General features: G+C 43.0%; 30 protein-coding genes. 12 read left to right on the forward strand and 18 right to left on the reverse strand.

What is annotated here, in order from left to right:
* Positions 1-30: 30 nt before the first annotated feature.
* Positions 31-870 (reverse strand): lipoate--protein ligase family protein, encoded by an 840-nt coding sequence (locus ACQYAD_RS17565; RefSeq protein WP_430240220.1) that lies wholly within the window; start codon positions 868-870, stop codon positions 31-33.
* 116 nt (positions 871-986) lie between these two features.
* On the reverse strand, positions 987-1958 hold the full coding sequence (pta, locus tag ACQYAD_RS17570; protein ID WP_430240222.1) for a phosphate acetyltransferase: 972 nt from the start codon (positions 1956-1958) through the stop codon (positions 987-989).
* Positions 1959-2281: 323 nt separating this feature from the next.
* Here pta and hemQ point away from each other — a divergent pair, with 323 nt between their 5' ends.
* Positions 2282-3025, forward strand: a complete 744-nt coding sequence (hemQ, locus tag ACQYAD_RS17575) for a hydrogen peroxide-dependent heme synthase (protein WP_430240224.1) — start codon at positions 2282-2284, stop codon at positions 3023-3025.
* A gap of 313 nt (positions 3026-3338) precedes the next feature.
* Here the strand turns inward: hemQ and ACQYAD_RS17580 are convergent, their stop codons facing one another.
* The gene (locus ACQYAD_RS17580; RefSeq protein WP_430235153.1) at positions 3339-4589 is read right to left on the reverse strand and encodes an IS110 family transposase; all 1251 of its coding nucleotides are present in this window, start codon (positions 4587-4589) and stop codon (positions 3339-3341) included.
* 304 nt (positions 4590-4893) lie between these two features.
* Here ACQYAD_RS17580 and gerQ point away from each other — a divergent pair, with 304 nt between their 5' ends.
* Positions 4894-5349, forward strand: coding sequence for a spore coat protein GerQ (gerQ, locus tag ACQYAD_RS17585; RefSeq protein WP_430240398.1), 456 nt, complete (start codon positions 4894-4896; stop codon positions 5347-5349).
* A 50-nt stretch (positions 5350-5399) separates the two neighbouring features.
* Here gerQ and ACQYAD_RS17590 read toward each other — a convergent pair whose 3' ends face one another.
* Together ACQYAD_RS17590 and ACQYAD_RS17595 are read right to left on the reverse strand one after the other, a co-directional pair.
* A complete protein-coding gene (locus ACQYAD_RS17590) occupies positions 5400-5771 on the reverse strand; it encodes a DUF423 domain-containing protein (RefSeq protein ID WP_430240227.1) in 372 nt (123 codons plus the stop codon).
* A 15-nt stretch (positions 5772-5786) separates the two neighbouring features.
* Complete coding sequence (locus ACQYAD_RS17595) at positions 5787-6068, reverse strand: YwdI family protein (RefSeq protein WP_430240229.1); 282 nt, start codon at positions 6066-6068, stop codon at positions 5787-5789.
* A gap of 251 nt (positions 6069-6319) precedes the next feature.
* On the opposite strand from ACQYAD_RS17595, the gene ACQYAD_RS17600 reads away from it, so the two are divergent.
* Positions 6320-6646 (forward strand): general stress protein, encoded by a 327-nt coding sequence (locus ACQYAD_RS17600; protein ID WP_430240231.1) that lies wholly within the window; start codon positions 6320-6322, stop codon positions 6644-6646.
* Between the two features lie 71 nt (positions 6647-6717).
* Here the strand turns inward: ACQYAD_RS17600 and ACQYAD_RS17605 are convergent, their stop codons facing one another.
* From ACQYAD_RS17605 to mobA, 4 genes are read right to left on the reverse strand one after another with little or no spacing between them, the layout of a single operon-like run.
* The gene (locus ACQYAD_RS17605; protein WP_430240234.1) at positions 6718-7743 is read right to left on the reverse strand and encodes a MoeB/ThiF family adenylyltransferase; all 1026 of its coding nucleotides are present in this window, start codon (positions 7741-7743) and stop codon (positions 6718-6720) included.
* Between the two features lie 25 nt (positions 7744-7768).
* On the reverse strand, positions 7769-8002 hold the full coding sequence (moaD, locus tag ACQYAD_RS17610) for a molybdopterin converting factor subunit 1 (protein ID WP_430240237.1): 234 nt from the start codon (positions 8000-8002) through the stop codon (positions 7769-7771).
* Positions 7995-8459 (reverse strand): molybdenum cofactor biosynthesis protein MoaE, encoded by a 465-nt coding sequence (locus ACQYAD_RS17615; RefSeq protein ID WP_430240239.1) that lies wholly within the window; start codon positions 8457-8459, stop codon positions 7995-7997. Before ACQYAD_RS17615 ends, moaD begins: the two co-directional genes overlap by 8 nt.
* A 43-nt stretch (positions 8460-8502) precedes the next feature.
* Positions 8503-9108 carry a molybdenum cofactor guanylyltransferase gene (gene mobA, locus ACQYAD_RS17620; RefSeq protein ID WP_430240242.1) on the reverse strand — a complete coding sequence of 202 codons (606 nt, stop codon included), beginning with the start codon at positions 9106-9108 and terminating at the stop codon, positions 8503-8505.
* Positions 9109-9467: 359 nt separating this feature from the next.
* Between mobA and ACQYAD_RS17625 the strand changes: the two genes are divergently transcribed.
* The 5 genes from ACQYAD_RS17625 (at position 9468) to ACQYAD_RS17645 (ending at position 13739) form a co-directional block, all read left to right on the forward strand.
* A complete protein-coding gene (locus ACQYAD_RS17625; protein WP_430240244.1) occupies positions 9468-9815 on the forward strand; it encodes a YojF family protein in 348 nt (115 codons plus the stop codon).
* Between the two features lie 75 nt (positions 9816-9890).
* The gene (bshB2, locus tag ACQYAD_RS17630) at positions 9891-10556 is read left to right on the forward strand and encodes a bacillithiol biosynthesis deacetylase BshB2 (protein WP_430240246.1); all 666 of its coding nucleotides are present in this window, start codon (positions 9891-9893) and stop codon (positions 10554-10556) included.
* A gap of 136 nt (positions 10557-10692) precedes the next feature.
* Positions 10693-11415 (forward strand): ABC transporter ATP-binding protein, encoded by a 723-nt coding sequence (locus ACQYAD_RS17635; RefSeq protein WP_430240248.1) that lies wholly within the window; start codon positions 10693-10695, stop codon positions 11413-11415.
* Complete coding sequence (locus ACQYAD_RS17640) at positions 11412-12518, forward strand: ABC transporter permease (protein WP_430240250.1); 1107 nt, start codon at positions 11412-11414, stop codon at positions 12516-12518. Before ACQYAD_RS17635 ends, ACQYAD_RS17640 begins: the two co-directional genes overlap by 4 nt.
* Positions 12519-13088: 570 nt before the next feature.
* Positions 13089-13739 carry a TetR/AcrR family transcriptional regulator gene (locus ACQYAD_RS17645; RefSeq protein WP_430240251.1) on the forward strand — a complete coding sequence of 217 codons (651 nt, stop codon included), beginning with the start codon at positions 13089-13091 and terminating at the stop codon, positions 13737-13739.
* A 172-nt stretch (positions 13740-13911) separates the two neighbouring features.
* Here ACQYAD_RS17645 and ACQYAD_RS17650 read toward each other — a convergent pair whose 3' ends face one another.
* Together ACQYAD_RS17650 and ACQYAD_RS17655 are read right to left on the reverse strand one after the other, a co-directional pair.
* On the reverse strand, positions 13912-14934 hold the full coding sequence (locus tag ACQYAD_RS17650; protein WP_430240252.1) for a hypothetical protein: 1023 nt from the start codon (positions 14932-14934) through the stop codon (positions 13912-13914).
* Positions 14935-15008: 74 nt separating this feature from the next.
* Positions 15009-15356 carry a hypothetical protein gene (locus ACQYAD_RS17655; RefSeq protein ID WP_430240253.1) on the reverse strand — a complete coding sequence of 116 codons (348 nt, stop codon included), beginning with the start codon at positions 15354-15356 and terminating at the stop codon, positions 15009-15011.
* Positions 15357-15712: 356 nt separating this feature from the next.
* On the opposite strand from ACQYAD_RS17655, the gene ACQYAD_RS17660 reads away from it, so the two are divergent.
* Positions 15713-16009, forward strand: coding sequence for an AbrB/MazE/SpoVT family DNA-binding domain-containing protein (locus ACQYAD_RS17660; protein ID WP_430240254.1), 297 nt, complete (start codon positions 15713-15715; stop codon positions 16007-16009).
* A complete protein-coding gene (locus tag ACQYAD_RS17665; RefSeq protein WP_430240255.1) occupies positions 16009-16335 on the forward strand; it encodes a type II toxin-antitoxin system PemK/MazF family toxin in 327 nt (108 codons plus the stop codon). The genes ACQYAD_RS17660 and ACQYAD_RS17665 overlap by 1 nt, the downstream gene beginning before the upstream one ends.
* 101 nt (positions 16336-16436) lie before the next feature.
* Here ACQYAD_RS17665 and ACQYAD_RS17670 read toward each other — a convergent pair whose 3' ends face one another.
* Positions 16437-17291, reverse strand: a complete 855-nt coding sequence (locus tag ACQYAD_RS17670) for a Cof-type HAD-IIB family hydrolase (RefSeq protein WP_430240256.1) — start codon at positions 17289-17291, stop codon at positions 16437-16439.
* Positions 17292-17446: 155 nt separating this feature from the next.
* On the opposite strand from ACQYAD_RS17670, the gene ACQYAD_RS17675 reads away from it, so the two are divergent.
* Together ACQYAD_RS17675 and ACQYAD_RS17680 are read left to right on the forward strand one after the other, a co-directional pair.
* A complete protein-coding gene (locus tag ACQYAD_RS17675) occupies positions 17447-17575 on the forward strand; it encodes a hypothetical protein (RefSeq protein ID WP_430240258.1) in 129 nt (42 codons plus the stop codon).
* Between the two features lie 26 nt (positions 17576-17601).
* Positions 17602-17781, forward strand: a complete 180-nt coding sequence (locus ACQYAD_RS17680) for a hypothetical protein (protein ID WP_430240260.1) — start codon at positions 17602-17604, stop codon at positions 17779-17781.
* A gap of 38 nt (positions 17782-17819) precedes the next feature.
* Here ACQYAD_RS17680 and ybaK read toward each other — a convergent pair whose 3' ends face one another.
* The 6 genes from ybaK to ACQYAD_RS17710 all read right to left on the reverse strand — a co-directional run bounded on the left by ybaK (position 17820) and on the right by ACQYAD_RS17710 (position 23083).
* A complete protein-coding gene (gene ybaK, locus ACQYAD_RS17685) occupies positions 17820-18296 on the reverse strand; it encodes a Cys-tRNA(Pro) deacylase (RefSeq protein WP_430240261.1) in 477 nt (158 codons plus the stop codon).
* 122 nt (positions 18297-18418) lie between these two features.
* Positions 18419-19126: an ABC transporter ATP-binding protein gene (locus ACQYAD_RS17690; RefSeq protein ID WP_430240263.1), complete on the reverse strand. Its 708-nt coding sequence runs from the start codon at positions 19124-19126 to the stop codon at positions 18419-18421.
* A complete protein-coding gene (locus tag ACQYAD_RS17695; protein WP_430240265.1) occupies positions 19126-19905 on the reverse strand; it encodes an ABC transporter ATP-binding protein in 780 nt (259 codons plus the stop codon). Before ACQYAD_RS17695 ends, ACQYAD_RS17690 begins: the two co-directional genes overlap by 1 nt.
* Positions 19880-20854, reverse strand: a complete 975-nt coding sequence (locus ACQYAD_RS17700; protein WP_430240268.1) for a branched-chain amino acid ABC transporter permease — start codon at positions 20852-20854, stop codon at positions 19880-19882. The genes ACQYAD_RS17695 and ACQYAD_RS17700 overlap by 26 nt, the downstream gene beginning before the upstream one ends.
* Before the next feature lie 12 nt (positions 20855-20866).
* Positions 20867-21745 (reverse strand): branched-chain amino acid ABC transporter permease, encoded by an 879-nt coding sequence (locus ACQYAD_RS17705; RefSeq protein WP_430240272.1) that lies wholly within the window; start codon positions 21743-21745, stop codon positions 20867-20869.
* Between the two features lie 156 nt (positions 21746-21901).
* A complete protein-coding gene (locus ACQYAD_RS17710; RefSeq protein WP_430240274.1) occupies positions 21902-23083 on the reverse strand; it encodes an ABC transporter substrate-binding protein in 1182 nt (393 codons plus the stop codon).
* Between the last annotated feature and the right edge of the window lie 10 nt (positions 23084-23093).

The following is a 23093-nucleotide window of genomic DNA, read 5'->3' on the forward strand; positions in this document are numbered from 1 at the left end:
AGCCGTAGACCGAATCCGGTTTACGGCTGTTTAATCGTTGATGATTTTGTCGTTTCGATCCACGACCCGTTCGTAATAACCAGGAAAAATCCCGAGTTCATACTCATTCAGCTGCCCGGCGATAAGCTGGCCGCTGCAGCTTCTAAGCTGTGTTAAAAGCCGTAACATGATGTCTTCAATCGTAAACGGTCTGTCAAGCAATTCAGCGAGGGAAGCCATTACATCCGGAACAATTTCCGGCGGCGAGAATGTTGTTTCTTCGCCCTTTTTGGCAATTTGATAAAACGTTTGAATTCGTTCTGCCCGTTTGCTGCCGCTTCCATTTACTGCAAGATAGATTTGCACGGCTACCCCTTTTTTTAGACGCCGCTGCGAGATTCCAGCAAATTTTTTCCCGCCGATGCTTAAATCATAGCTTCCGGGGCAATATGAGCCTGCCACTTCCCCTTTAGCGATGGACTGTGGAAAATCGGCAAACATCTGCTGAACAAACAGCCACATCGTTTCATAACCGCGATTGATATCAATCCCTTTTTCCGTCTCCGGCAATATAAACGAAATGCTTAAAACGCCTTCATCCAGGACAACTGCAAGGCCGCCTGAATTGCGGACAATCACCTGATAGCCTGCCTCTTGCAGGAATTGTATGCCCGCTTTTAAATGGGGCAGTTTTGTATCTTGGATGCCGAGCACGATGGTATTGTGATGCACCCATGTTCTGGCAGTTGCCGGTGCCTTGCCGCTGCCAACAGAATTGCACAAGGTATCATCCATGCCGAATGATTGCAATGCTGAAAAATGGATGCCCACTGCCGATTGGTCGATCATGCGCCATACTGGCTGATGCAATAAGCGGAGTGCTTGTTCCATACGATGTACTCCTTTGATTGGTTTAATTCAAGTCGCGCATTTCTGCAGGAACTGATTATACTCTTATAAAGGAGGCCAGTCCGAAAATGGACTGGCCTTCAAATTGGATTCAACACCTACAATACTTGAGCAGCTGTAATTAACGCAAGCTTGTACACGTCTTCTTCGTTACAGCCGCGGGAAAGGTCATTAACCGGACGGTTCAACCCTTGCAGAATTGGACCAACTGCTTCAAAATTACCTAGGCGCTGGGCAATTTTGTAGCCAATATTGCCTGCTTCAAGGCTTGGAAACACAAACACATTTGCATCGCCTTGAATAACCGATCCCGGTGCCTTGCTTTTTGCCACAGATGGAACAAAGGCAGCATCAAATTGAAATTCGCCGTCCAGCACAAGCTCAGGTGCAAGCTGTTTTGCCAGTTCGACCGCTTCGGCAACCTTCTCTGTTTCCGGGGACTTGGCAGAGCCTTTTGTCGAAAAGCTAAGCATCGCAACGCGCGGTTCAATATCGAACATCTTGGCTGTTTTCGCACTTTCAACTGCAATTTCCGCCAAGTCCTGGCTATCAGGGGCAATATTGATGGCACAGTCGGCAAACACGTATTTTTCATCGCCGCGAACCATGATGAAGACACCGGACGTTTTCTTGACGCCTTGTTTCGTTTTGATAATTTGCAATGCCGGGCGGACTGTATCGGCTGTTGAATGCGCCGCACCGCTGACAAGGCCGTCTGCTTTATTTAAATAAACAAGCATTGTCCCAAAATAGTTTTCATCCAATAGGATTTTGCGGGCGTCCTCTTCCGTTGCTTTGCCCTTGCGGCGGTCAACGAAGGAAGCAACCAATTCTTCCATTCCCGCATAATTTTGCGGATCGTAAATTTCAGCGGCCTCTAAAGAAACACCGAGTTCATTTGCCTTTGCCTGTACTTGCTCAATGTTTCCGATGATTATCGGCGTTAGCACTTTTTCCTCAGCAAGGCGGCCAGCCGCTTTTAAAATCCGCTCATCCATTCCTTCAGGGAAAACGATTTTCAAATTCCGTCCCGTGATTTTTTGCTTTAATCCTTCAAATAAATCGCTCACGTATAAATCCTCCTTTACGCTCATTGCCGTTTAAATTTTCAGCATTCACTTATTTAGCATACTTTACCGCTTGAAAAATTCAAGGACAACCGTCACATGCAGCGCTTTCAAGTGAAATGTTTTTCTTTTCAGAAAATAGTTCCTTCCCGTTTTTACTATTTGCTTCTTGTGTGTAAAATATCCTTTTTGATGAAAGGCTAAACGAATATCTTTGTTAGCAAAGCAATCGCGTAGCTTGGAGTGTTTCATTCATGAGGCGTTTGGCAAAACTATGGTATAGTATAGATGTTCAAAGGGACAATGATGATGGAGGAGTGATAATAATGAGCGAAGCGGCACAAACACTCGATGGATGGTATTGCCTGCACGATTTCCGGACAATTGACTGGATCACCTGGAAAATGCTTTCAAGCGATGAACGGCAGACGGCTATTCATGAGTTTTTACAATTAGTCGAAAAATGGCAGGCCACCGAGGAACGCAAGGAAGGAAGCCATGCAATCTATACGATTGTCGGGCAAAAAGCGGATTTCATGATGATGATTTTACGGCCAACGATGGAAGAGTTGAACGAGATTGAAACGGAATTTAACAAATCGAAATTGGCTGAGTTTACGATTCCTGCCCATTCCTATGTATCCGTTGTGGAGCTAAGCAATTATTTGCCTGCCGGTGAAGATCCCTATCAGAACCCGCAAATACTGGCACGGCTTTACCCTACCTTGCCAAAAGCTAACCATGTCTGTTTCTATCCGATGGACAAGCGACGCCAAGGCAATGACAACTGGTACATGCTTCCAATGGAGGAGCGGAAAAAGCTGATGTACAGCCATGGCATGATCGGCCGAAAATATGCCGGAAAAGTAAAGCAAATTATCACGGGATCGGTTGGCTTTGACGATTATGAATGGGGCGTTACGCTATTTGCCGACGATGTTCTTCAATTTAAAAAGCTTGTCTATGAAATGCGCTTTGATGAAGTAAGCGCGCGTTACGGCGAATTCGGCACCTTCTTCGTCGGAAACATCCTCACAAAAGAAAAAATCGCAAGCTTTTTGCAGATTTAATGATTTAAAAGACGCAAGCGAATGGCGCTTGCGTTTTTTGATGCGCAGCCTCGTTCTATTTTCCCACCAGCAAGCATATTATTGAAACAGCGATTTGTTTTGATTGCCAGCCTTCTTTTTACCAGCATAAAAGTGAGGTGAAAACCTGCCTATTTTTATGAACATGGGCGAAAAAAATGAATATAGATAATTCGTTACTATCTGAGGAGGGAAAAGTCTGAAATATAACTCACGGTTACCCAATAAGAAAATGGGCATGACAAATAAGCCATCAATCGATGACTGAATTGGAAATATTTGTATTACTAACTTATCAAGTAGTTACAGCTGTCATCACTCGAAAACCTTGACTTTTAGCTAATAAAATCGCTTGTTCAACCGTGATCTCACGGTTTACTGGAAGAACATCGGCTTTTTTATATAATTCCGGATTATACGGTTCTTTCTTTTTAAGAATGTTGTAAATAGCGGTTAAAAGCATTCGGGCAATTGCAATAATAGCTCGCTTGTGACCACGGCGTTTTTTGAGCCTTAAATAGCGGTTTCGAATTTCGGGATGCTTTTCACTTTTCACTACAGCAGTAGCACATTGTACCAATAGTGGCTTAATATAGCAGCCGGCTCTCGAAATTCTTACTGACTTTTTCTTGCCGGCACTCTCATTATTTGTGGGTGTTAGTCCTGCCCAGGAACATAAATGCTTAGCTGTTGGGAACACGTCCATATTAACACCTATTTCTGAAACCACGGCAATGGCGGAAAAGATGTTTTTAAAGGATGGAACAGTTAAGATCAAGTTGATTTCTTCTGTGTAGGGCGCGGCAAGAGAAAGAATTATTCTTTCCAGGTCTTCCTTACGGGACTCTAAATCTTCATAGTGCTGTTTAATGACCTTTAATTTTTCAGCCTGTTCCGGTGTAATAAATCCGTCAATGGCGAGTTCCAATTCAGGAAGTTTATCCTTCATGGAGCCGTGGATTAAAGGTTCTATGTCAAAAGAGGTATCTAACGGATTTTCAAGTAGCTTGTCAATGATGTTCATAGAACTTTTACCGAAGGTATCTGAAACAACATTTCCAAGCTGAATGTTAGACACGGTTAAACAGTTTTGTAGACGGTTCTTTTCACTTGACATAAAGTTAGTCAGTTTAAAACGATAACGCATAAGGTCACGGAGTTGTCTGATCGCTAGCGGTGGCATAAAGCTTCCAGCGACCAAGTCATGCTTAAATAAATCGGCGATCCATTTAGCATCTTTCTTGTCGGTCTTTTTGCCTCGGATAGCTTTGACATATTTAGGATGGGCTAGAGTGATGTTACAGGAATCTTCAAGTACATTAAACACAGGAATCCAGTATTTCCCGGTAGATTCCATACAAACATCCTTACAGTTATTTTCACAAAGCCATTGTGACAGCTCTTTCAATCCTTTGGTATAGGTTGAAAAGCGATGGCGTTTGTAAGTGGTGACCCCTTTGCCATTGGTAGAAGCAATACAGGCAACAACAAAGGTTTTGTGGACATCGATTCCACAACAAATTGGGTAAACAATTTTTAAAGCCATAGGGAGAACTCCTTTCACAAATTATAGGGATAGACAACATTGACTGATTGTCCAGCTATAAACGAGTAATGTTTATACAAAGATAAGTCTGCGTGCTCGAAGACACACTTATTTGTGCTTGGAAAGACAATCTACACATATAATAATGCGGTCACTCCACAACTGGAGCAGCCCACTCACCTCCACGTGATTTGTAGTTAATTGTTATCCCTATGGCAATAGATTAATAAAATAACGCTCAAGGCACAAAACATATTTCATTACGTTTTGTGCCTCGAGCGAAGCGAGAGGAATGGGTATAATGATGAATCAATACTACAATCCGCAGGGCTTCCAGCCATACACAGGAACAGCTGGCCAAATGCCTTTTACACAGCAGCAAGGCTTTCAACAGCCGCAGCAAATGCCGCAGATGGGGGGTGCTGTTCCAATGCCTCAAAGCGCTCCCACAACAGGCGCACAAGTACCTGGTATGCTGCCAATTGAACAATCTTACATCGAAAATATTTTACGGCTGAACAAAGGAAAATTGGTTACCCTTTATGCAACATTTGAAAACAACAAAGAGTGGAACGCAAAAGTGTTTAAAGGGATTATCGAAGCCGCCGGCCGCGACCATGTCATTTTGAGCGATCCGCAAACAGGCATGCGCTATTTAATTCCAATGGTGTCCGTTGACTACATTACCTTTGACGAGCCAATTGAATATGAATACCCATTCAGCGGCGGGCCATCTTTATCGACATACTCGCCACGCTAAAAACGGAGCCGGATTATCCGGCTCCATTTTTTTAGGATTACACTATCCTTTTATAAATATTTTACTGCACCAATGATCATCAATACCCATGCAGCAAGAAAGCTAACGCCGCCAAGCGGTGTGATCGCGCCCAGAATCCCTACCTTTGTCAAGCTCAAGAGATAGAGGCTGCCGCTAAAAAGAATAATCCCGATTACCATCAGCCACCCCGACCAGGTAAACAACGAACTGGACGCAACTTTTCCGAGCAAAATCCCCGCAACGAGAATGCCAGTAGCATGAAACATTTGATAGGTGACACCCGTTTTCCATATCTCCAAATACTTGGGCTCCAGCTTGTTTGCAAGGCCATGGGCGCCAAATGCCCCAAAAGCGACAGCTAAGAAAGCATTAATTGCACCAATAACAATAAAAACTTTCACTTTCATTCCTCCACTTTAAAAGTCAAATAAGGAATCGCCATTTGCACCGTCATCCGTTTCCAGTTTTTTCGGTTGATTCAAACCAGATAGTGGTTTTGCGGCCGCTGGCAAGGATGATGCTGGCGCTGTATGGATCATTGCCTCATTGCTTTTTACTGTTTGCTCATCAAGAATTAACTCACATAATATTTTAATAGAGTAAATTTTTTCCCGCAAGTTTTCTTCCTTGCCACTACTTTTGGCCATGTACAACTCTGTCTCCATTTTCGCCAATAACTTCTCAATTGATATGTTCATGAAAAAAACCTCCCGAATTCTTTTTCTATTGTACATGAGAAGCAGACCAAAATTAAACAATTTGCCGACCGGGTATTCGCTTCCTTAATTCGACATTATTCTGCCCTGTTTCACGTGAAACAAGTAGAAGTTTGGAAAATTACCGCGGATCTTGTTCTATACTGCCATCTTCATCATGTTTATTCTTTTGTTTAGGGGATATATAAAAACTATCCATGCGGATGCATTTTACTAGAGAAGGAGGAGTTCAGATGTATAAAGTAGAAGTGGTCGAAAATGGTGTACAAGCATTGGATGTCATTTCAAATTTGCAAACCGATGGATTTAGCCGCGAGGATGTTTATCTTTTTGCCCACTCTGAAAAAAGGGAAGAAGATTTAGCCGATGCTACCGCAACAGCTGAGATTGGCATGAAAGAACAAGGAATGCTGGATTCTGTCAGCAATTTGTTCAAAAGCCGGGGCGACGAGCTGCGTTCCAAGATGCAATCGCTCGGTTTAACAGAACAAGAAGCTGAAAAATATGAAAAGGAACTCGACAACGGCCGTCTCGTCATCATCGGCTCAAAAACCAACTAATCCGCATTATTGCCGAAGGCTTGGCTAGCTACCAAAATGAAAAACCCGTACCGAAAAATGGTACGGGTTTTTTACCCCATAATCCGTTGATAAACGGTTTTGGCATGAGCTAAATCCTTTGTTCCGTGGATGAGTGCGCGGCCATCTGTAAAAATAACCATCCGTTCTTCTTCCATTTCGACGGATACCAAATAAGGATTGCCGTTAACCTTGTAGCCTGCCGTTCGCAGCTGATCGGCAAACCGTTGCAGTGAGAGCTTTAGCGGTTTTGCGGGGCGAACCTGCACCGTATCACGGCCGCAAAGCACAGTGGTCTTCGTCTGATTTTCTTTTTGCAAATAAGGATAGGTGGGGTGTGTCCCGCATGATAAACAGCCGGGGTTCTTTGCTTTTCCCATTTTCATTTGATTGTATTCATTCCGCCATACATCAAAGCTGACAAACGTTGTGCGCACGGCTTGCCAATCCTCCGCAAGAATTTTCAGCGCTTCCGCTGTTTGATGGGCAATCACCATTTGAACAGCCGGACCGATGATCCCGCCTGTATCGCATGTTAACCCTTGCAAGGGGACTGTTTTCAACAGGCAATTCAAGCAAGGCGTCTTACCGGGTATAATGGTAAAGCTCATGCCATAACTGCTGACACAAGCCCCATAAATCCATGGAACCCGATACTTTTGTGCAGCATCGTTGATCACCATTCTTGTTTCAAAATTATCGGTAGCATCCATCAATAAGTCGGCTGCCCCTGCTAATTCCTCAAGCATCTCCGGCGTAGCATCCCCAATGATCGCACGAATGTCCACATTCGAATTGATGGCTCTCAGTCGCTTTTGTGCAGCTGCTGCTTTTGGCAGTTTGGCCGCCACATCTTCTTCTGTATAAAGCTGCTGGCGCTGCAGATTGCTTGCTTCCACATAATCACGGTCAACAATCGTCAATTTTCCAATTCCGGCACGGACAAGCACTTCGGCATTCCCGGAGCCAAGGGCGCCGGCGCCGATGATGACAACATGCTTTTCGCTGATTTTTTTCTGTCCCTCTTTACCGATCCCTGCAAAAAGAATTTGCCTTGAATAGCGCTCACTGGTACTCATGTTGCTTCCCCTTTTCCACACCGTATTAGCCCCCGCTTACTGGCGGAATAAAAGCGATCGTATCCCCTGTTTTTATCACTTCATCATCGGCAGCAAACTCTTCATTGATGGCCGTCATCACCGTTTCCATTTTCTGCAGCTTGTAGTTAGTTGCAATCTCTTCTTTTAATTCCGCTACCGTTTTTCCCGCAGCATCCCATTCGATAAACTCTTCACCCACGGCGTCACGCAAATGGGCAAAAAATAACACTTTATTCATTTAGATCGCTCTCCTCAGGTCTTCCGTTTGGATATTCAACGGTTTCCAATTGATTTCCCATCCATTTTTCGCCGTTTTCCCAATGTTCCTTTTTCCAGATTGGCACAATCTCTTTGATTCGCTCAATTGCATATCGGTTCGCCTCATAGGCATCAGCGCGGTGCGGCGTTGAAACGGCAATGACAACTGCTACATCGGTAATCTCAAGGCGGCCGATGCGGTGCGTGATCGCTACCTTTGATCCTTGCCACCGTTCTTCGATCTCTTTACCAATTTGCTCAAGCTTTTTAACTGCCATCGTTTCGTATGCCTCATAAATTAAAAACAATGTTTTTTTGCCATCTGTCAATTCCCGAACCGTTCCAATAAATGTTGTGACCGCACCGGCCTCGCGCTGGATCACTTTATCGATGACCGATTGAATGTCAATCGGTTCTTTTACTATCTCGTAGTTCACGAACTTCCCACCTCATCGTTCAACCTGCCCAAGGCAAGCGAAATTATGTTTCTATGATTGTCCTCGCCCATCTTTTAGCCTCTTCATACTCATTCGGACGATTCATATTGAAAAAAATCCGTTCCAACTCCCCGGCAGCAAACATGGGCAAATCACCCTCTGTCATATAGTGGACATGCAAACGTTCCAGCACCTGTTTCATGCGCAGTTGATCGGTTTTGATACTATTTTCAACGACGGCAGCCGTTTTCTTTTTAAAAATTGAAAATAAAGGATGCTGTTGACCGCAGATCACCGGCACAACCGCATCGTAATCTGCCATTTGTCCGATCATCACTTTTGCAAGCGCGGGCGACACAAACGGCATGTCACAGGCAACAATTGCATTGATTTCATGGGTTGCTGCGGTTAAACCAGCGTGGATTCCAGCGAGCGGCCCTTTCCCCGGGTAATGATCCGAAACGGTTGGCAACTGTAAAAATCGATACTCCTCAGGATGATTGGTTACAAGGATGAGCTCCAGAAAATGCGGTTTTAGCAATGAAACAATCCGCTCAATATTCGGTTGTTCGTTGATGGGCAGCAGCGCCTTATTTGTCCCCATTCTGCTCGACTTTCCGCCTGATAGTAGTATCGCTCCTGCTTTCATGAACAGCACCTTCTTCCGCCTTTTCTTTATCCATTATACTTTGAACGGATTCCGGCCGCCAGACATACCCCTCACAACCCTATCATTGCAATGGAATCTTTTTCAAGAACCCTTTTTCACTGAAACATTCAACCTTAAGGATAATGCGGTACTGAACGATTACTCCTAACCGTATAATACTTTTGCACCTAGCTTTTAACAGTAATGTTTATCACGCTGAAGCCCTTTTTGATTGCCTGAAAACTACGTTTACTCGGTTCTCGGCAGGCAGGGGTTTCGCTTTTTGCAGATGATTTTAGTATGATAATACTGTTTCCGCTATAAAATGAACAATATAAATGGAAGCGAGGCGAAACGTAATGAAACCGATTGAAGTAAATTCTGTCCAAGAAGCCATTAACCGCTTTGCTGATAAAGATGTGTATGTACACCTTGAAACGACGAACGGGGCTTATGCCTCTCATCATGATGAAACGTTCTTTTCAGCAGGTGCTTATATCCGAAATGCCCTGATTCGGTTTGAACGGGGAAAAATAACCGGAAGCGGACCGTATCGGGTCGGTCTGAAAACCGGAATTGGCTGGGTTTATGCAGAAGGCCTGACCCATTTTGAAGTGGATGAAGAAAATCGGCTTCTTTTGGCTGGTCACGATTTTAACGGCAAGCTTGCCGTGGCGCTTGAAATCAGTCATACACCGTTTGAATGACGGTTGCCGCAAAGGCTCATGTGCAGACATTGATAAAGCTCAAATGGAAAAAAATACTTTCGAGGAGAGGTATTCATGGAAAAAGAATCTCATGTTTTAGTTGTGTTCCCTCATCCGGATGATGAAGCATTTGGTGTTTCCGGAACGATTGCATCCCATATCGAAAACGGAACGCCAGTGACTTATGCCTGCCTCACATTGGGTGAAATGGGGCGCAACATGGGAAATCCCCCGTTTACAAATCGGGAAAATCTCCCGAAAATTCGCAAGGAAGAATTAAAACAAGCAGCACAGGCGCTTGGAATTCAGGATTTGCGCATGCTTGGTTTTCGTGACAAAACGATCGAATTTGAAGATGAGGAAATGTTGGCGGATCTCATTTCTTCTCTTATTGATGAATTGCACCCCTCGCTGATTATTACCTTTTATCCAGGTTATGCTGTCCATCCGGATCATGATGCTACCGGTGCTGCAGTTATCAGAGCGGTCAAGCGCCTGCCAGCAGAAGAACGCCCGAAATTGAATTGCGTTGCGTTTTCACGAAATTGTATTGAAGAACTTGGGAAGCCGGATATCCACAACAATATTCAGAATGTGATTGAGAAAAAGCTGGCAGCAATCAGCGCCCACCGTTCCCAGACGGAGCATATGACAAAAGACTTGCCTGAAAAGCGGAAAAACGAAGATCCGCAAATTATGGCATGGCTGAAAGATGAACGGTTTTGGACGTATAAATTTTAAAAGGGTGTTCCAAAAGCATTGCTTTTGGGTACCCTTTTTTCTTTTACTTTTAAAAAATAGCCATTGACCTTTGCAAATTATCAACTATAATTGGGAGTGAGTAATCACTCATTTTTTAGTAATGGGAGGCTTTTGAATGGTACCTTCAATTGTGGTGGACCAAGTCAGCAAACGTTTTGGCAAAAAAGAAGTATTGCAGAATGTGAGTTTAAAAGTACAGCCCGGGGAAATTTTTGGCCTCATCGGGCCATCCGGCTCTGGAAAAACAACGCTTGTCAAACTGATTGTCGGAATGGATCAGCCGTCCGCAGGGGAGGTCCTTGTCAAGGATACCCGGATTCCGAATTTGTCGATTCTGCAAAAAATCGGCTATATGGCCCAAGCCGATGCCCTTTACACCGATCTAACCGGAAAAGAAAATCTCTCCTTTTTCGCATCATTGTTTCAATTAAAAAAAGCAGAGCAAGTGGAACGAATTGCTTACGCTGCCGAATTGGTGAACCTATCCGGAGAATTAAAGAAGAAGGTTCAAGCCTATTCCGGCGGCATGAAGCGTAGGCTCTCACTTGCAGTCGCCGTTATTCAGAATCCAGATATCCTTATTTTGGATGAACCAACCGTCGGAATTGATCCGGAATTAAGACAGTCGATTTGGGCAGAACTTTATCGCTTGAAAGAAGCCGGCAAAACGATTTTGGTTACAACCCATGTAATGGATGAAGCGGAAAAATGCGACAGGCTGGGAATGATCCGCGACGGCAGACTGATCACAAGCGGTTCCCCTGCCGAATTGAAAGCCCAATATGGCATCGATAGCTTGGAAGAAGTATTTTTAAAAGCAGGGGGTACGGGCAGATGAGAATTCTTGCGCTAATCAAGCGAATTTTTCAGCAGATTTTAAGGGACAAACGCACACTTGCGCTGATGATGGTTGCCCCGTTATTTATTCTGACCCTTATGCATTTTCTGTTTAACAGCACATCACCTGATCCTAAAATCGGCGTGATCAATGGCAGCACCGCCTTCATTCAACAATTGCAGGACAAGGCTATTCACGTAAAGCAATATGATGAGGTGAAAAACATCAAGAAGACGATCGTTGCCGACGATTTGGATGGAATCTTGAAAATCGACGGTTCCCGCTACCAATTAACCGTAAGCAACTCCGACCCCACTGCCGCAAAAGGCCTGGAAATGAAAATTCAGCAAATCATTGCGGCAGAAACAGCGAAAACGCAAGCCGCCAATGGTGCAGCCTTTATGGAGAAAGTTCAAAAGGCAGTTCCTGCCCTGCCTGCCAAAATGGAACAGATTCAGCCGCCTAAAGTGGAGACAGCCTATGTATACGGCAATAAAGACACGACCTTCTTCGACATATTGGGACCGATTTTAGTTGGCTTTTTTGTTTTCTTTTTTGTTTTTCTGATCTCTGGAATTGCTTTATTGCGCGAACGGACAACAGGTACGCTTGATCGCTTATTGGCGACCCCGGTTCAGCGGCGCGATATTGTTTTTGGCTACTTGTCCGGCTATGGATTGTTTGCGATCATCCAGACAGTGATCGTCGTCTTCTATGCCGTAAAAGTTTTAGGGATTGTCCTTGCCGGTTCGTTATGGAATGTGATTTTAATTAATTTAATTTTGGCCCTTGTTGCGCTTTCGCTTGGAATTTTGCTGTCGGCTTTTGCGAATTCAGAATTCCAAATGATGCAGTTTATTCCCATTGTCGTCATTCCGCAAGTATTTTTTGCCGGCATTTTACCGGTTGACGGCATGCCAAACTGGCTTCAAGTCATTGCAAAATTCATGCCAATGTACTACGGAGGCGATGCGCTGAAAGCGATCATGTATAATGGACTCGGGCTCGGCGATATTCGCAGTGACATTTTGATTCTTCTCGGTTTCGCAGTCTTCTTCATTGTCCTGAATGTATTTGCTTTGAAAAAATACCGGAAAATTTAAGCCGGGAGGAGAAGTTGTTGAATTCATGCGGAAAGTTGTAGAATGAAGCTGGAAAGACGTCGAATCCGATTGGGATCATGTTGAATCCCTTGTTAGTTGCGTCGAATCCGATCGGGATCGCGTCGAATTCCTCGTTAGTTGCGTCGAATCTGATTGGGATCGCGTCGAATCCACTTGCAATTGCGTCGAATTCCTCGTGAATCGCGTCGAATCCACTTGCGATTGCGTCGAATTCCTCGTTAGTTGCGTCGAATCCACTTGCAATTGCGTCGAATTCCTCGTGAATCGCGTCGAATCCACTTGCGATTGCGTCAAATTCCTCGTAAAACGCGTCGAATCCACTCGCGATTGCGTCGAATTCTTCGTGAAATGCGTCAAATCCACTTGCGATTGCGTCGAATCCACTTGCGATTGCGTCGAATTCCTCGTAAATCGCGTCGAATCACTCGCGATTGCGTCGAATCGCACCAAAAAGTGGTCGAATTCACTTGTAAAGCCAATTCGGCCCGCTCTAGGAGTGACCGAAAGTGGCTTGATCATCAATTAGTTAATAAAAGGTGATGAAAATCCATGTCAGCAAGAAATTTTATTGAATTGGCCATTAGCCAAGCAAAGAATAAACAAGAAATGACAGAAAAACAACAGCGTGTCTTTGAAGCAGCCATCTCCTTATTTGCCGAAAAAGGCTATGCTTCCACGTCAACGAGTGAAATTGCCAAAGCCGCCGGGGTTGCTGAAGGGACCATTTTCCGCCATTTTGGCTCAAAAGAAAATTTATTGTTCTCTGTCATTCTGCCATTTATCATTGAGTCGATTCCGATTGTCGCAGATGAGTTTATTCAAGATGTCTTCACCAAATCCTATCCCAGCTTCGAAAGTTTCCTGACAGCTTTAATTGAAAACCGGCTGCACTTTGTCAAAGAGAATCAGGAAATTTTTAAAATATTGGTTGTTGAACTGCTGCAGCGTGACGACTTGCGGATGCAACTAATCGCTTTTTTTCAAAAAGCCCCATCCCAGCACATCAATCGGATTCTGGATGGTTTTAAACAGCGTGGTGAATTAATCGACCTGCCCAATTTTACATTGATCCGATCCATGCTTACGCAAATCTTTGGCTATTTCATGATCCGTTTTACCATCCTGCCGAACCGGAAATGGGACGATGCAACAGAGGTAAAGCGGCTCGTTCAACTCATTCTTCACGGCGTCGGGGCGTAAAAGATCGAAAAGATACACTAACGCTGTCGAAATTGCAGTATTCTTTATGACTGTTCGATCAACGATCCGCGAAAAACATACGCTATGTACTATTCGATAGATATATAAGGCCGATTTTCCCTATTTTTAGGAACTTTCGGCTTTTTAGAAATAACCATACTATATATGTTCGTCAATTATTAATATAAATTTTGATAATCACTTCATTTTCAGTATGGAAAACTTGTTTAATTTCATTCGTTTTAAAATTAAAGTATTTAACTGACGATGAAGAGCCTATTGGGTTATCATCAGCAATAAAATAATAACCATTGTTTTTTTGGTCATATATTGGGTTACGAATATTGAAAATTTGTTTTGAATCTTGAAGTAATGGTTTTAAACTATGCCTATCTATCGAGTATTTAGCTACGATCGAAGGTTTATTTGGTTCAATTCCATCTTTATAGTTGATTAAAATTGTCTTTCCATTATCAGATAATGCGGCACTTCGTACAAATTTTTTTAACACTAATACTTCTTTTTCCAAATTTCCATCCTCAGTATATAGAGATATTTTGTATACAGGTGGTATAGGTGCCGTTTTAGTTTTATTCGCCTTATCAATATTTTCGAATTCTTCTTTTATTGATTTAGTTACTGCTAATATTTTATTTGCTTTAGCATTATAGTCAAACCATACTACGGATGTATCCGAATCATGTGGATTCCAAACTTCATACTTTGACGTAAGCAAATTATAAGTTGCAATATGAAAATTACGATCAGTATTTCCAACCAACGCTCTTATATATATCAATTGTTTTGATCTATTCAATGATAAAAAATCAATAAAATTTAAGTCTTTTGTCAGTTGTTTAGTTTGATTATTGTTAAGATCTTTTTCAAATAGTTGGGTGCTCTTATTTTCGATTGATTTAGAAAAATAAATCCTGTTATTCTTTTCGGAATAAGCAGAAGTGGGATATGCCTCCTGAACAGGCCTTTTTAATAACAATTTCTTTTCCTTCGTATTTGCATCTATTTTTATTTTATATAAAAAATGATTCAGGTTGTCCGCAGTATCAATGTATAAATTTTTCACTTTTGTTAGATTGTGGTCTAATGAAAGGACTTTAACCTTATTAAAAGTAGTCACTGCAATAATTAATGCTATAGCAACTATCAATGAAAATATTATAAATTTTTTCCTCATAGATACACCTCTATATTAATAGACCTCATCCTTACAATGTAAAGATGAGGCACTTAAAATGATACTTACATTAATTAGTAACTTATTCTTCCATTGGGGATATATCCTAATGTAATACTTCCGCCCAAGTCATATTGGAATGCTGACCTTTGAACATCTAATATTACAGGATCATTAAATCCACCCCAATCCCATTTATAGAGAGTGACAAATTTTAGTTTATCTTCATTAGAAGTATAAATTGGTGTTCCTTTAGTAATATATTTATAGAGAAATCCAACTGCACAATCATACCGTGTAAGTATTTTTTGATCTGCACCTAATTTACCTTCTCCATCATAAAAACTAATCTTCCCTCTTCTAACTGTTGCCGCATCTGATTCTTTTATTCCAACAGAGACAGCAACTAATGAAAACACCATAGCTAAAGCAATTAATCTCTTTAAAAAATCATCCCTTCCACTCCCTTTGAAAATAGTTTCTGTAACAAATTGAATAATTATATATAAAATACCATAATCCTCCTGTGTTATAAAAAAAGTATAAACTAAAATATTTTGTCTTTTTTAACTATTTGTACGTGTTCAAAGAGTCTATATTCTCTATGTGTTCATAATAAACTCTATATCGGACGGAATGGTCGTACAAATGGTGACCTCATCGCTAAATTTGTGGACGAATGAACAATTCCTTTGTAGCACACAAATCAAAATAAAGGGTATCATTCCCCAACCAGATGTATAATTGAGTATATACACGAAAAACGGGGAGTGTTACAATGGAAGCAAAGAAAAAAAGGAATGAAAAAGAGGTGGAACGAATGCCAATAGCTACAACGATCCAAAAATGGGGGAATAGTCTTGCAGTAAGAATTCCCAAAGAGATCGCAGAAAGAGTCAGAATGCAGCAAGGCTCTGAAATAGAAATCCGAGTTTCTGCTAATGACGAGGCTATTACATTAACCCCCAAAAAACAACAAAAAAAATATTCATTGGATGAACTCTTGGCAAAATGCAAACCGGAATATCGCCACAAGGAAATAGATTTGGGAACAGAGGGGAATGAGCTAATCTAATGTCAACACCGGATCAAGGCGATCTTGTTTATGTGAATTTCAATTCGCAATCAGGACATGAACAAGCAGGAAATCGTCCTGGGATTGTTTTATCGCCAAAAGAATTTAATGAAATAACAGGGTTTGCAGCCGTATGTCCCATTACAAATACGATTAGAGGATGGGGATTTGAAGTCATGCTCCCTGAGGGCTTGGCTTTTCAAGGCGTCATCTTAACGGATCAAGTGAAAAGCCTGGATTGGAAAGCTCAAAATCTCAAAATAAAAGGACAAGTACCGGAAGAAATCGTCAATGATTGTCTAGCAAAAATACATACTTTTTTATAAAACACTGATACAACTTTAAGCAATTCCCCAACCGAAAAAAACCACAACCTACGGCCATGGTAAGTATGGTAAATAAAAACTCGCCAGCAGGCGAGTTTTTATTATTCCAATACCGCTAAAATTGCTTTGGCTACGCCGCTTTTCTCATTCGTATCCGTAACGAAATCGCAAAGGTCCTTGATCATTTGACTGGCATTTCCCATTGCCACTGAGCGGCCGGCTTTTTCAAACATCGACACATCATTAAAATTATCACCGATCGCCATTGTTTCTTCGAGCGTTATTCCTCTTGCTTTTACAAATGCCTCCAAGGCAATGCCCTTTTGGGCCTGTTTGTGGGTAATTTCAAGGTTTTCATGACCCGAGGAACTAATAGCAAGTGTTTCAATTTGTGCCAATTCCTTTCCTGCCTTTTCTAGTTTTTCCGCATCAAAGGAAAAGGCCAGGAATTTGTATATGTTGGTGTTCTCATTCGCAAACAATTCATGAAAATCTTCCACTTGATGAATCTTTTTTACCCTTTCCTCGGCAAAATGAATCACTTCTTGATAATCTGCATCCGGATTGGCACTTACGACAATGTCAACCATCACCGATACGGACTTTTTCGGATCGTTGGTAAATTTGCCTTTATCGGTGTAAACCTCAAAATACACATCATTTTCTTTTAAGAACATGGCGGCATCTGCCGCATCCTGCTTTACCATAGGAGTCCTCGCGACGACTTCGCCTTGCTCTGACCGGACCTCCGCACCGTTTACACAAATTACCGGGCACTGCAATCCGGCTTCTTCCAGCAAGAAATCCGCTTCATCATAAGATCGGCCGGTAGCAATGACAACCTGAATGCCTTGGGACTGCGCTTTTAAAATCGCAGCCCGATTTTCATCCGTGATTTTTTTCGCTGTTGAATTCAAAAGAGTACCATCCATGTCTGTTGCAATACATTTAATCATGCTGTTCTCCTTCTCTACTTATTTCCCTTTTCCATTTTACCATGATCTTCGACAATAGTATTGGCTTTTTGCTTTAGTCGAATGCCGCATTGATGAATAAAAATCACGATAAGGATGAAACTACAAGTAGTTTCGATGAAGGGAGATATCCAAAATTGACCAAAAAATACAATAAAGGAAGTAAAAATCAAAACGCCCCGGAAGCAGGCGGTACATCCGTAAGCGGTGACAATAGTAAAGGAAATAAACGCAATAAAGACCAACACAGCAAAGACCATTCATAATCCTGGATGCATAAAGGAGCTTGAAGATGGCAAAAGATCATGAAGATAGGAAACTCTCACGCTCACGAGGCCAAGGGCTTTCAGAAGCAGAGGAAGCAAATCTTGAAATGCAGAAACCATTCAAGGGGGATACGGAACAAACACCGGATCAAGGAATTTCCTCCGCATTTATTTTCACGCCTGTCGTCAATGTGAAAAAAGAATAAAACTGTTCAGGGTTCCCCCTCCCCGGACAGTTTATTCTTTATTTAATCAATTCAACAAACTCCGCATGCGTAACCTTTTTTAATTGATTCGGGTTTATAACGATTTGCAGCCCGATTTTCCCGCCGCTGACCACCACTGAGTCAAGGGCTTGCCCACTCTGATCAATAAAAGTCCGATAGTCTTTTTTCATCCCGATTGGCGAGCAGCCGCCGCGAATATAGCCAGTCCATTTTTGAATGTCCTTTACCGGAACCATTTCAACCTTTTTTTCGCCGGAAACTTTCGCTGCTTTTTTCAAATCAAGCTCTGCACTCACGGGAATGACAAAAATCACTATCGCTTTGCTTGCTCCCTGTGCCACAAGCGTTTTAAAAACTTCACTGCTGCTTCGACCCATTTTCGCCGCTACGGAAACACCATCAATTTTTCCATCATTGGCATCATACGATACCATTTCATAAGGGATTTTTTGAGCGTCAAGAAGCCTCATCGCATTTGTCTTTGTCTGCGCCATCGTCCTCATCCTTTCATTAATGGGTGTCTACTAGCTATTTTGAACGATTGGCCAAAAAATTTCACCCTTCAAGCCTTTAAAAATAACACAGGAACCGGAAATGCCCGATTCCTGTTTTCGTTTTAATGTCCGCCCAAATAGGCATTTCGAATTTGGTCGCTTTGATTGAGTTCTTCGGCTGTTCCTGCGCTGACGATCCGTCCTGTTTCAATGACATAGGCGCGATGAGCAATGGACAGCGCCATGTTTGCGTTTTGTTCAACAAGAAGAATTGTTGTCCCACTTTGATTAATTTCTTCGATAATCCGGAAAATCGTCTTTACTAACAATGGCGCCAGACCCATTGACGGCTCGTCGAGCAAAAGCAACCTCGGCCGCGCCATTAATGCCCGCCCCATGGCAAGCATTTGCTGTTCGCCGCCTGACAAGGTTCCGGCTTGCTGTTTTTTTCGCTCAAAGAGCCGGGGAAACAGCTGGTACACGTTTTCAAAATCTTCGCGAATGCCTTGTTTATCTTTTCGTAAATACGCTCCAAGCTCTAGATTTTCTTCGACAGTCATGTTGGAAAAAACACGCCGTCCTTCCGGAACATGGGAAATTCCCTTTTTAACAATCGCTTGGGCGACTTTTCCGCCAATGGACTCTCCTTCAAAGACGATCTCGCCCTGTTTCGGTTTTAACAGGCCGGAAATCGTTTTGAGCAGGGTGCTTTTGCCTGCACCGTTCGCCCCAATCAGCGTCACAATTTCCCCTTCCGTTATTTCCAAAGAAACCCCTTTGAGCGCCTGAATATTCCCATAATAGACATTCATATTGTTGATCTGTAGCATTAGGAAACCTCCTCCCCGAGGTATGCTTCAATGACCTTTGGATTGCTGCGAATTTCCGCCGGTGTTCCTTCGGCAATCAGCTGGCCGTGATCCAGCACATAAATCCGCTCACAAACCCCCATAACAAGCAGCATGTCATGTTCAATCAAAAGCACCGTCAGCGAAAATTTTTCGCGAATAAACGCAATTAAATTCATTAATTCTGCCGTTTCCTGCGGATTCATTCCGGCCGCGGGTTCATCCAGCAGCAGCAGCTTCGGATTGGCCGCCAGCGCCCGGGCAATTTCCAAACGGCGCTGCTGACCATATGGAAGGTTTTTGGCTTTTTCGTGCATGTATTTTTCCAGCTTAAAAATTTTTAGAAACTCAATCGCCTTCTCTTCCATTTCCTGTTCACCTGAAAAATGGGGAGGTAGGCGAAAGATCGAACTCGCAATCGAATGCTTGGCAAGCGAATGGTAGGCAACCTTTACATTATCAAGCACAGACAATTCGCTGAATAAGCGAATATTTTGGAACGTCCGGCTGATTCCCTTCCTTGTGATTTTATAGGGTGCCAATCCATTTAATTTTTCACCATCCAGCTCGATGGTTCCTTCTGTCGGAACATAAACACCCGTAAGCAAATTAAAGAACGTTGTTTTTCCGGCGCCGTTTGGTCCGATCAAGCCGGCGAGCTCGCCTTGCCGCAATTCCAGATTGACATCCGATACTGCTTTTAATCCGCCAAATTGAATGCCGACATGATCCACTTTAAGCAACGGTGTGTTTGCTCTCATCGCTCATTCCTCCTTTGGCAGTTGATCGTCCTTTAAAAAAGGAAGTCAATTCTCTTGTGCCGAGCAGTCCTTGTGGACGGTAAAGCATCATCACAATTAACACAAGGCTGTAAATGATCATCCGCGTTCCCGGATAATCCTGCAAATACGTCGAAATAATCGTCAGCAGTATTGCGGCAATAACAGCACCTGACATGCTTCCCAATCCGCCAAGAACAACAAAAATTAAAATATCGAATGATTTCAAAAAGCCAAAATTGGTCGGCTGGATAATATAAAAATTATGAGCATAAAGAGCGCCCGCGACACCAGCAAAAAAAGCGCCAATGGCAAAAGCGGTTACTTTGTAATAGGTCGTATTGATCCCCATTGCGTCTGCTGCAATTTCATTTTCCCTGATCGCTATACAGGCGCGGCCATGTGTCGAGTTGGTAAAATTGACAATCACTACAATGGTTACCAGCAAGCTGAATACAAGCCATGGCCATGTCGTTAGGTGGGACACTTGCATTCCGCTTGCTCCGCCCACATAATCGATATTCAGAAAGGTAATTCGGACGATTTCACCAAAGCCAAGGGTCGCAATGGCCAAGTAATCGCCTTTCAACCGGAGACTTGGGATGCCAATCAGTAAACCGGCAACAGCTGCGGCTAAACCGCCTGTCAACAAGGCAACCGGGAAGGGAAGTTGCAGCTTCATGGTCATAATCGCCGAAGCGTAGGCGCCAACCGCCAGAAATCCGGCATGTCCAATCGAGAATTGCCCGGTGATGCCGATGATCAAATGAAGACTAGCAGCAAGGATAATATTGATGCCAATAAAAAACAAGGTGTTCACATAAAACGTATTCAGTGTTCCGCCGGTAATCAGGAATTGGATAACAATTGAAAAGATGGCGGCCAAAACGATTGCGGTCCAAAAGCCTTTTGCTCGTTTAACTGTATTCATCGCTAAAGCCCCCTACACTTTTTCTCTGACGTTTTTGCCGAGCAATCCGGATGGACGGAAAATCAAAATCAAGATGAGGACAACAAAGGCGACGCCATCCCGCCATAGCGAGTAACCAAGCGCACTGACAAGCGCTTCGACCACACCGAGCAGCAAGCCCCCGACCATTGCCCCGGGAATGATTCCGATTCCGCCTAAAACTGCGGCAACAAACGCCTTCAATCCAGGAATAATCCCCATCAGTGGCTCAATTTTTGTATAGTACATTCCAAAAATAACCCCTGCGGCACCTGCCAAGGCAGAGCCAATTGCAAAGGTTGCGGAAATGGTGTTATCAACATTAATACCCATTAATCGGGCGGCATCCATATCATGAGAAACGGCGCGCATAGCCTTGCCGATCTTTGTTTTGTGTACAATAAATTGAAGCAAAATCATGAGCAAAACCGATACGCCTAAAATAAACAGCGACTGGCTGTTGATTTCAATCCCCAAAAATTTAATCACTTTTGTCGGAATGATTCCATCTGGATAGGCCTCAGGCTGGGCTCCTCTTAAATAAATCGTTCCATACTCAATAAAAAGCGATACGCCGATCGCTGTAATCAATGCCGCAATCCTTGTCGCGTTTCGGAGCGGTTTATAAGCAATTCTTTCAATTAAAACACCGAAGATGGCACAGGCTACCATTGAAAGCAAGAGTGCCGGCAGAAATCCCAAATGAAAAACCGTTATGGAATAAAAGCCAATAAATGCCCCAACCATGAAGACATCTCCATGGGCAAAGTTAATTAATTTTACAATTCCGTATACCATTGTGTACCCTAACGCAATCAGGGCATAAATACTGCCCAGCGAAATACCGTTGATCAGCTGCTGAACGAATTCCATGTGTGAACCTCCTTTAAAAGGGCCAATTGAGACAGTTGTGGTTGGTTTAAAAAAACCAGAAAAGGGAGACCCCGCATCTCCCTATTCATCTTTCTATTCTTTCTTTCATTTAGTTGTCTGCCGGATGTTTCTTTTATGTCTATCCGACCTTCCGCTTTAAGGATTCACCTTTGTTTTGAAAACTTGCTGGCCGTCTTTGTATTCAAGAATAACCGCTGATTTAATTGGGTCGTGATTTTTATCCAACTTGACTTTTCCAGTAACAAGCTGGAGACCATCTGTTTTGGCCATTGCATCCTTAATTTTTACCGGATCAGCACTTTTTGCCCGCTTAATGGCATCGGCGAGGAAGTATCCTGAATCATAACCAAGAGCATTAAAGGCATCCGGCGATTTGCCATTGTATTTTTCTTTAAATGCTTTCACAAATTTTTGCACGACTGGATCCGAATCGCCTGATGAATAGTGATTCGTAATATACGTATTGTTTAACGCTGCGGCTCCGGCTATTTCAACGAGTTTTGGAGAATCCCAGCCGTCTCCGCCCATAAACGGTGCGGTAATGCCAAGCTCCCGTGCCTGTTTGACAATTAACCCGACCTCTTCATAATAACCAGGGAGGAAAACGAACTCCGGATTTTTGGCTTTGATCCGTGTCAACGTTGCCCGGAAGTCAGTATCTTTGGCAACATAAGCCTCTTCTGAGACAATTTCGCCACCATTTTTCGCAAACGATTTTTTAAACGCAGCAGCTAAACCTTTCGCATAGTCGCTTGAGTTATCGATTAAAATAGCTGCCTTTTTAACCTTTAATTCTTTCGCCGCAAAGTTGGCTGCAACCGTTCCTTGGAATGGATCGATAAAAGACGTACGGAAAACAAATTCATTCACTTTTCCATCTTTATTTGTAATCGTGGGACTTGTACCAGTTGGCGTCAATAGCGGAATCTTATTGTCTTGTACGATTTGCACTTGAGCCAATGTATTCGTACTTGTTGCCGCGCCAACAATCGCAGCAACCTTATCCTGACTGACAAGCTTGATGGCAGCATTGGTTGCTTCACCAGCATCTGATTTATTATCAACTTTTACCAATTCCAGTTTCTTCCCATTAACTCCGCCATTTTTATTTATTTCATCAAAAGCGAATTCTAAACCTTCAAGTGCAGACTGCCCATATGAAGCAACACCCCCAGAAAGCTCGAGGTTGGCGCCAATTTTGATGGTTCCGCCTCCGTCTCCGCTTTTTCCACCCGTGCTTGCAGAACTGCACCCGGCGATCACGCCTGCCGTTAACATCAATGTCGCCAGCATGCCTGCAAATTTTCTTTTTCTCATGGTATACCCC

The sequence above is a fragment of the Neobacillus sp. SM06 genome (assembly GCF_050496765.1).
Taxonomy (GTDB): Bacteria; Bacillota; Bacilli; order Bacillales; family Cytobacillaceae; genus JAEVLT01.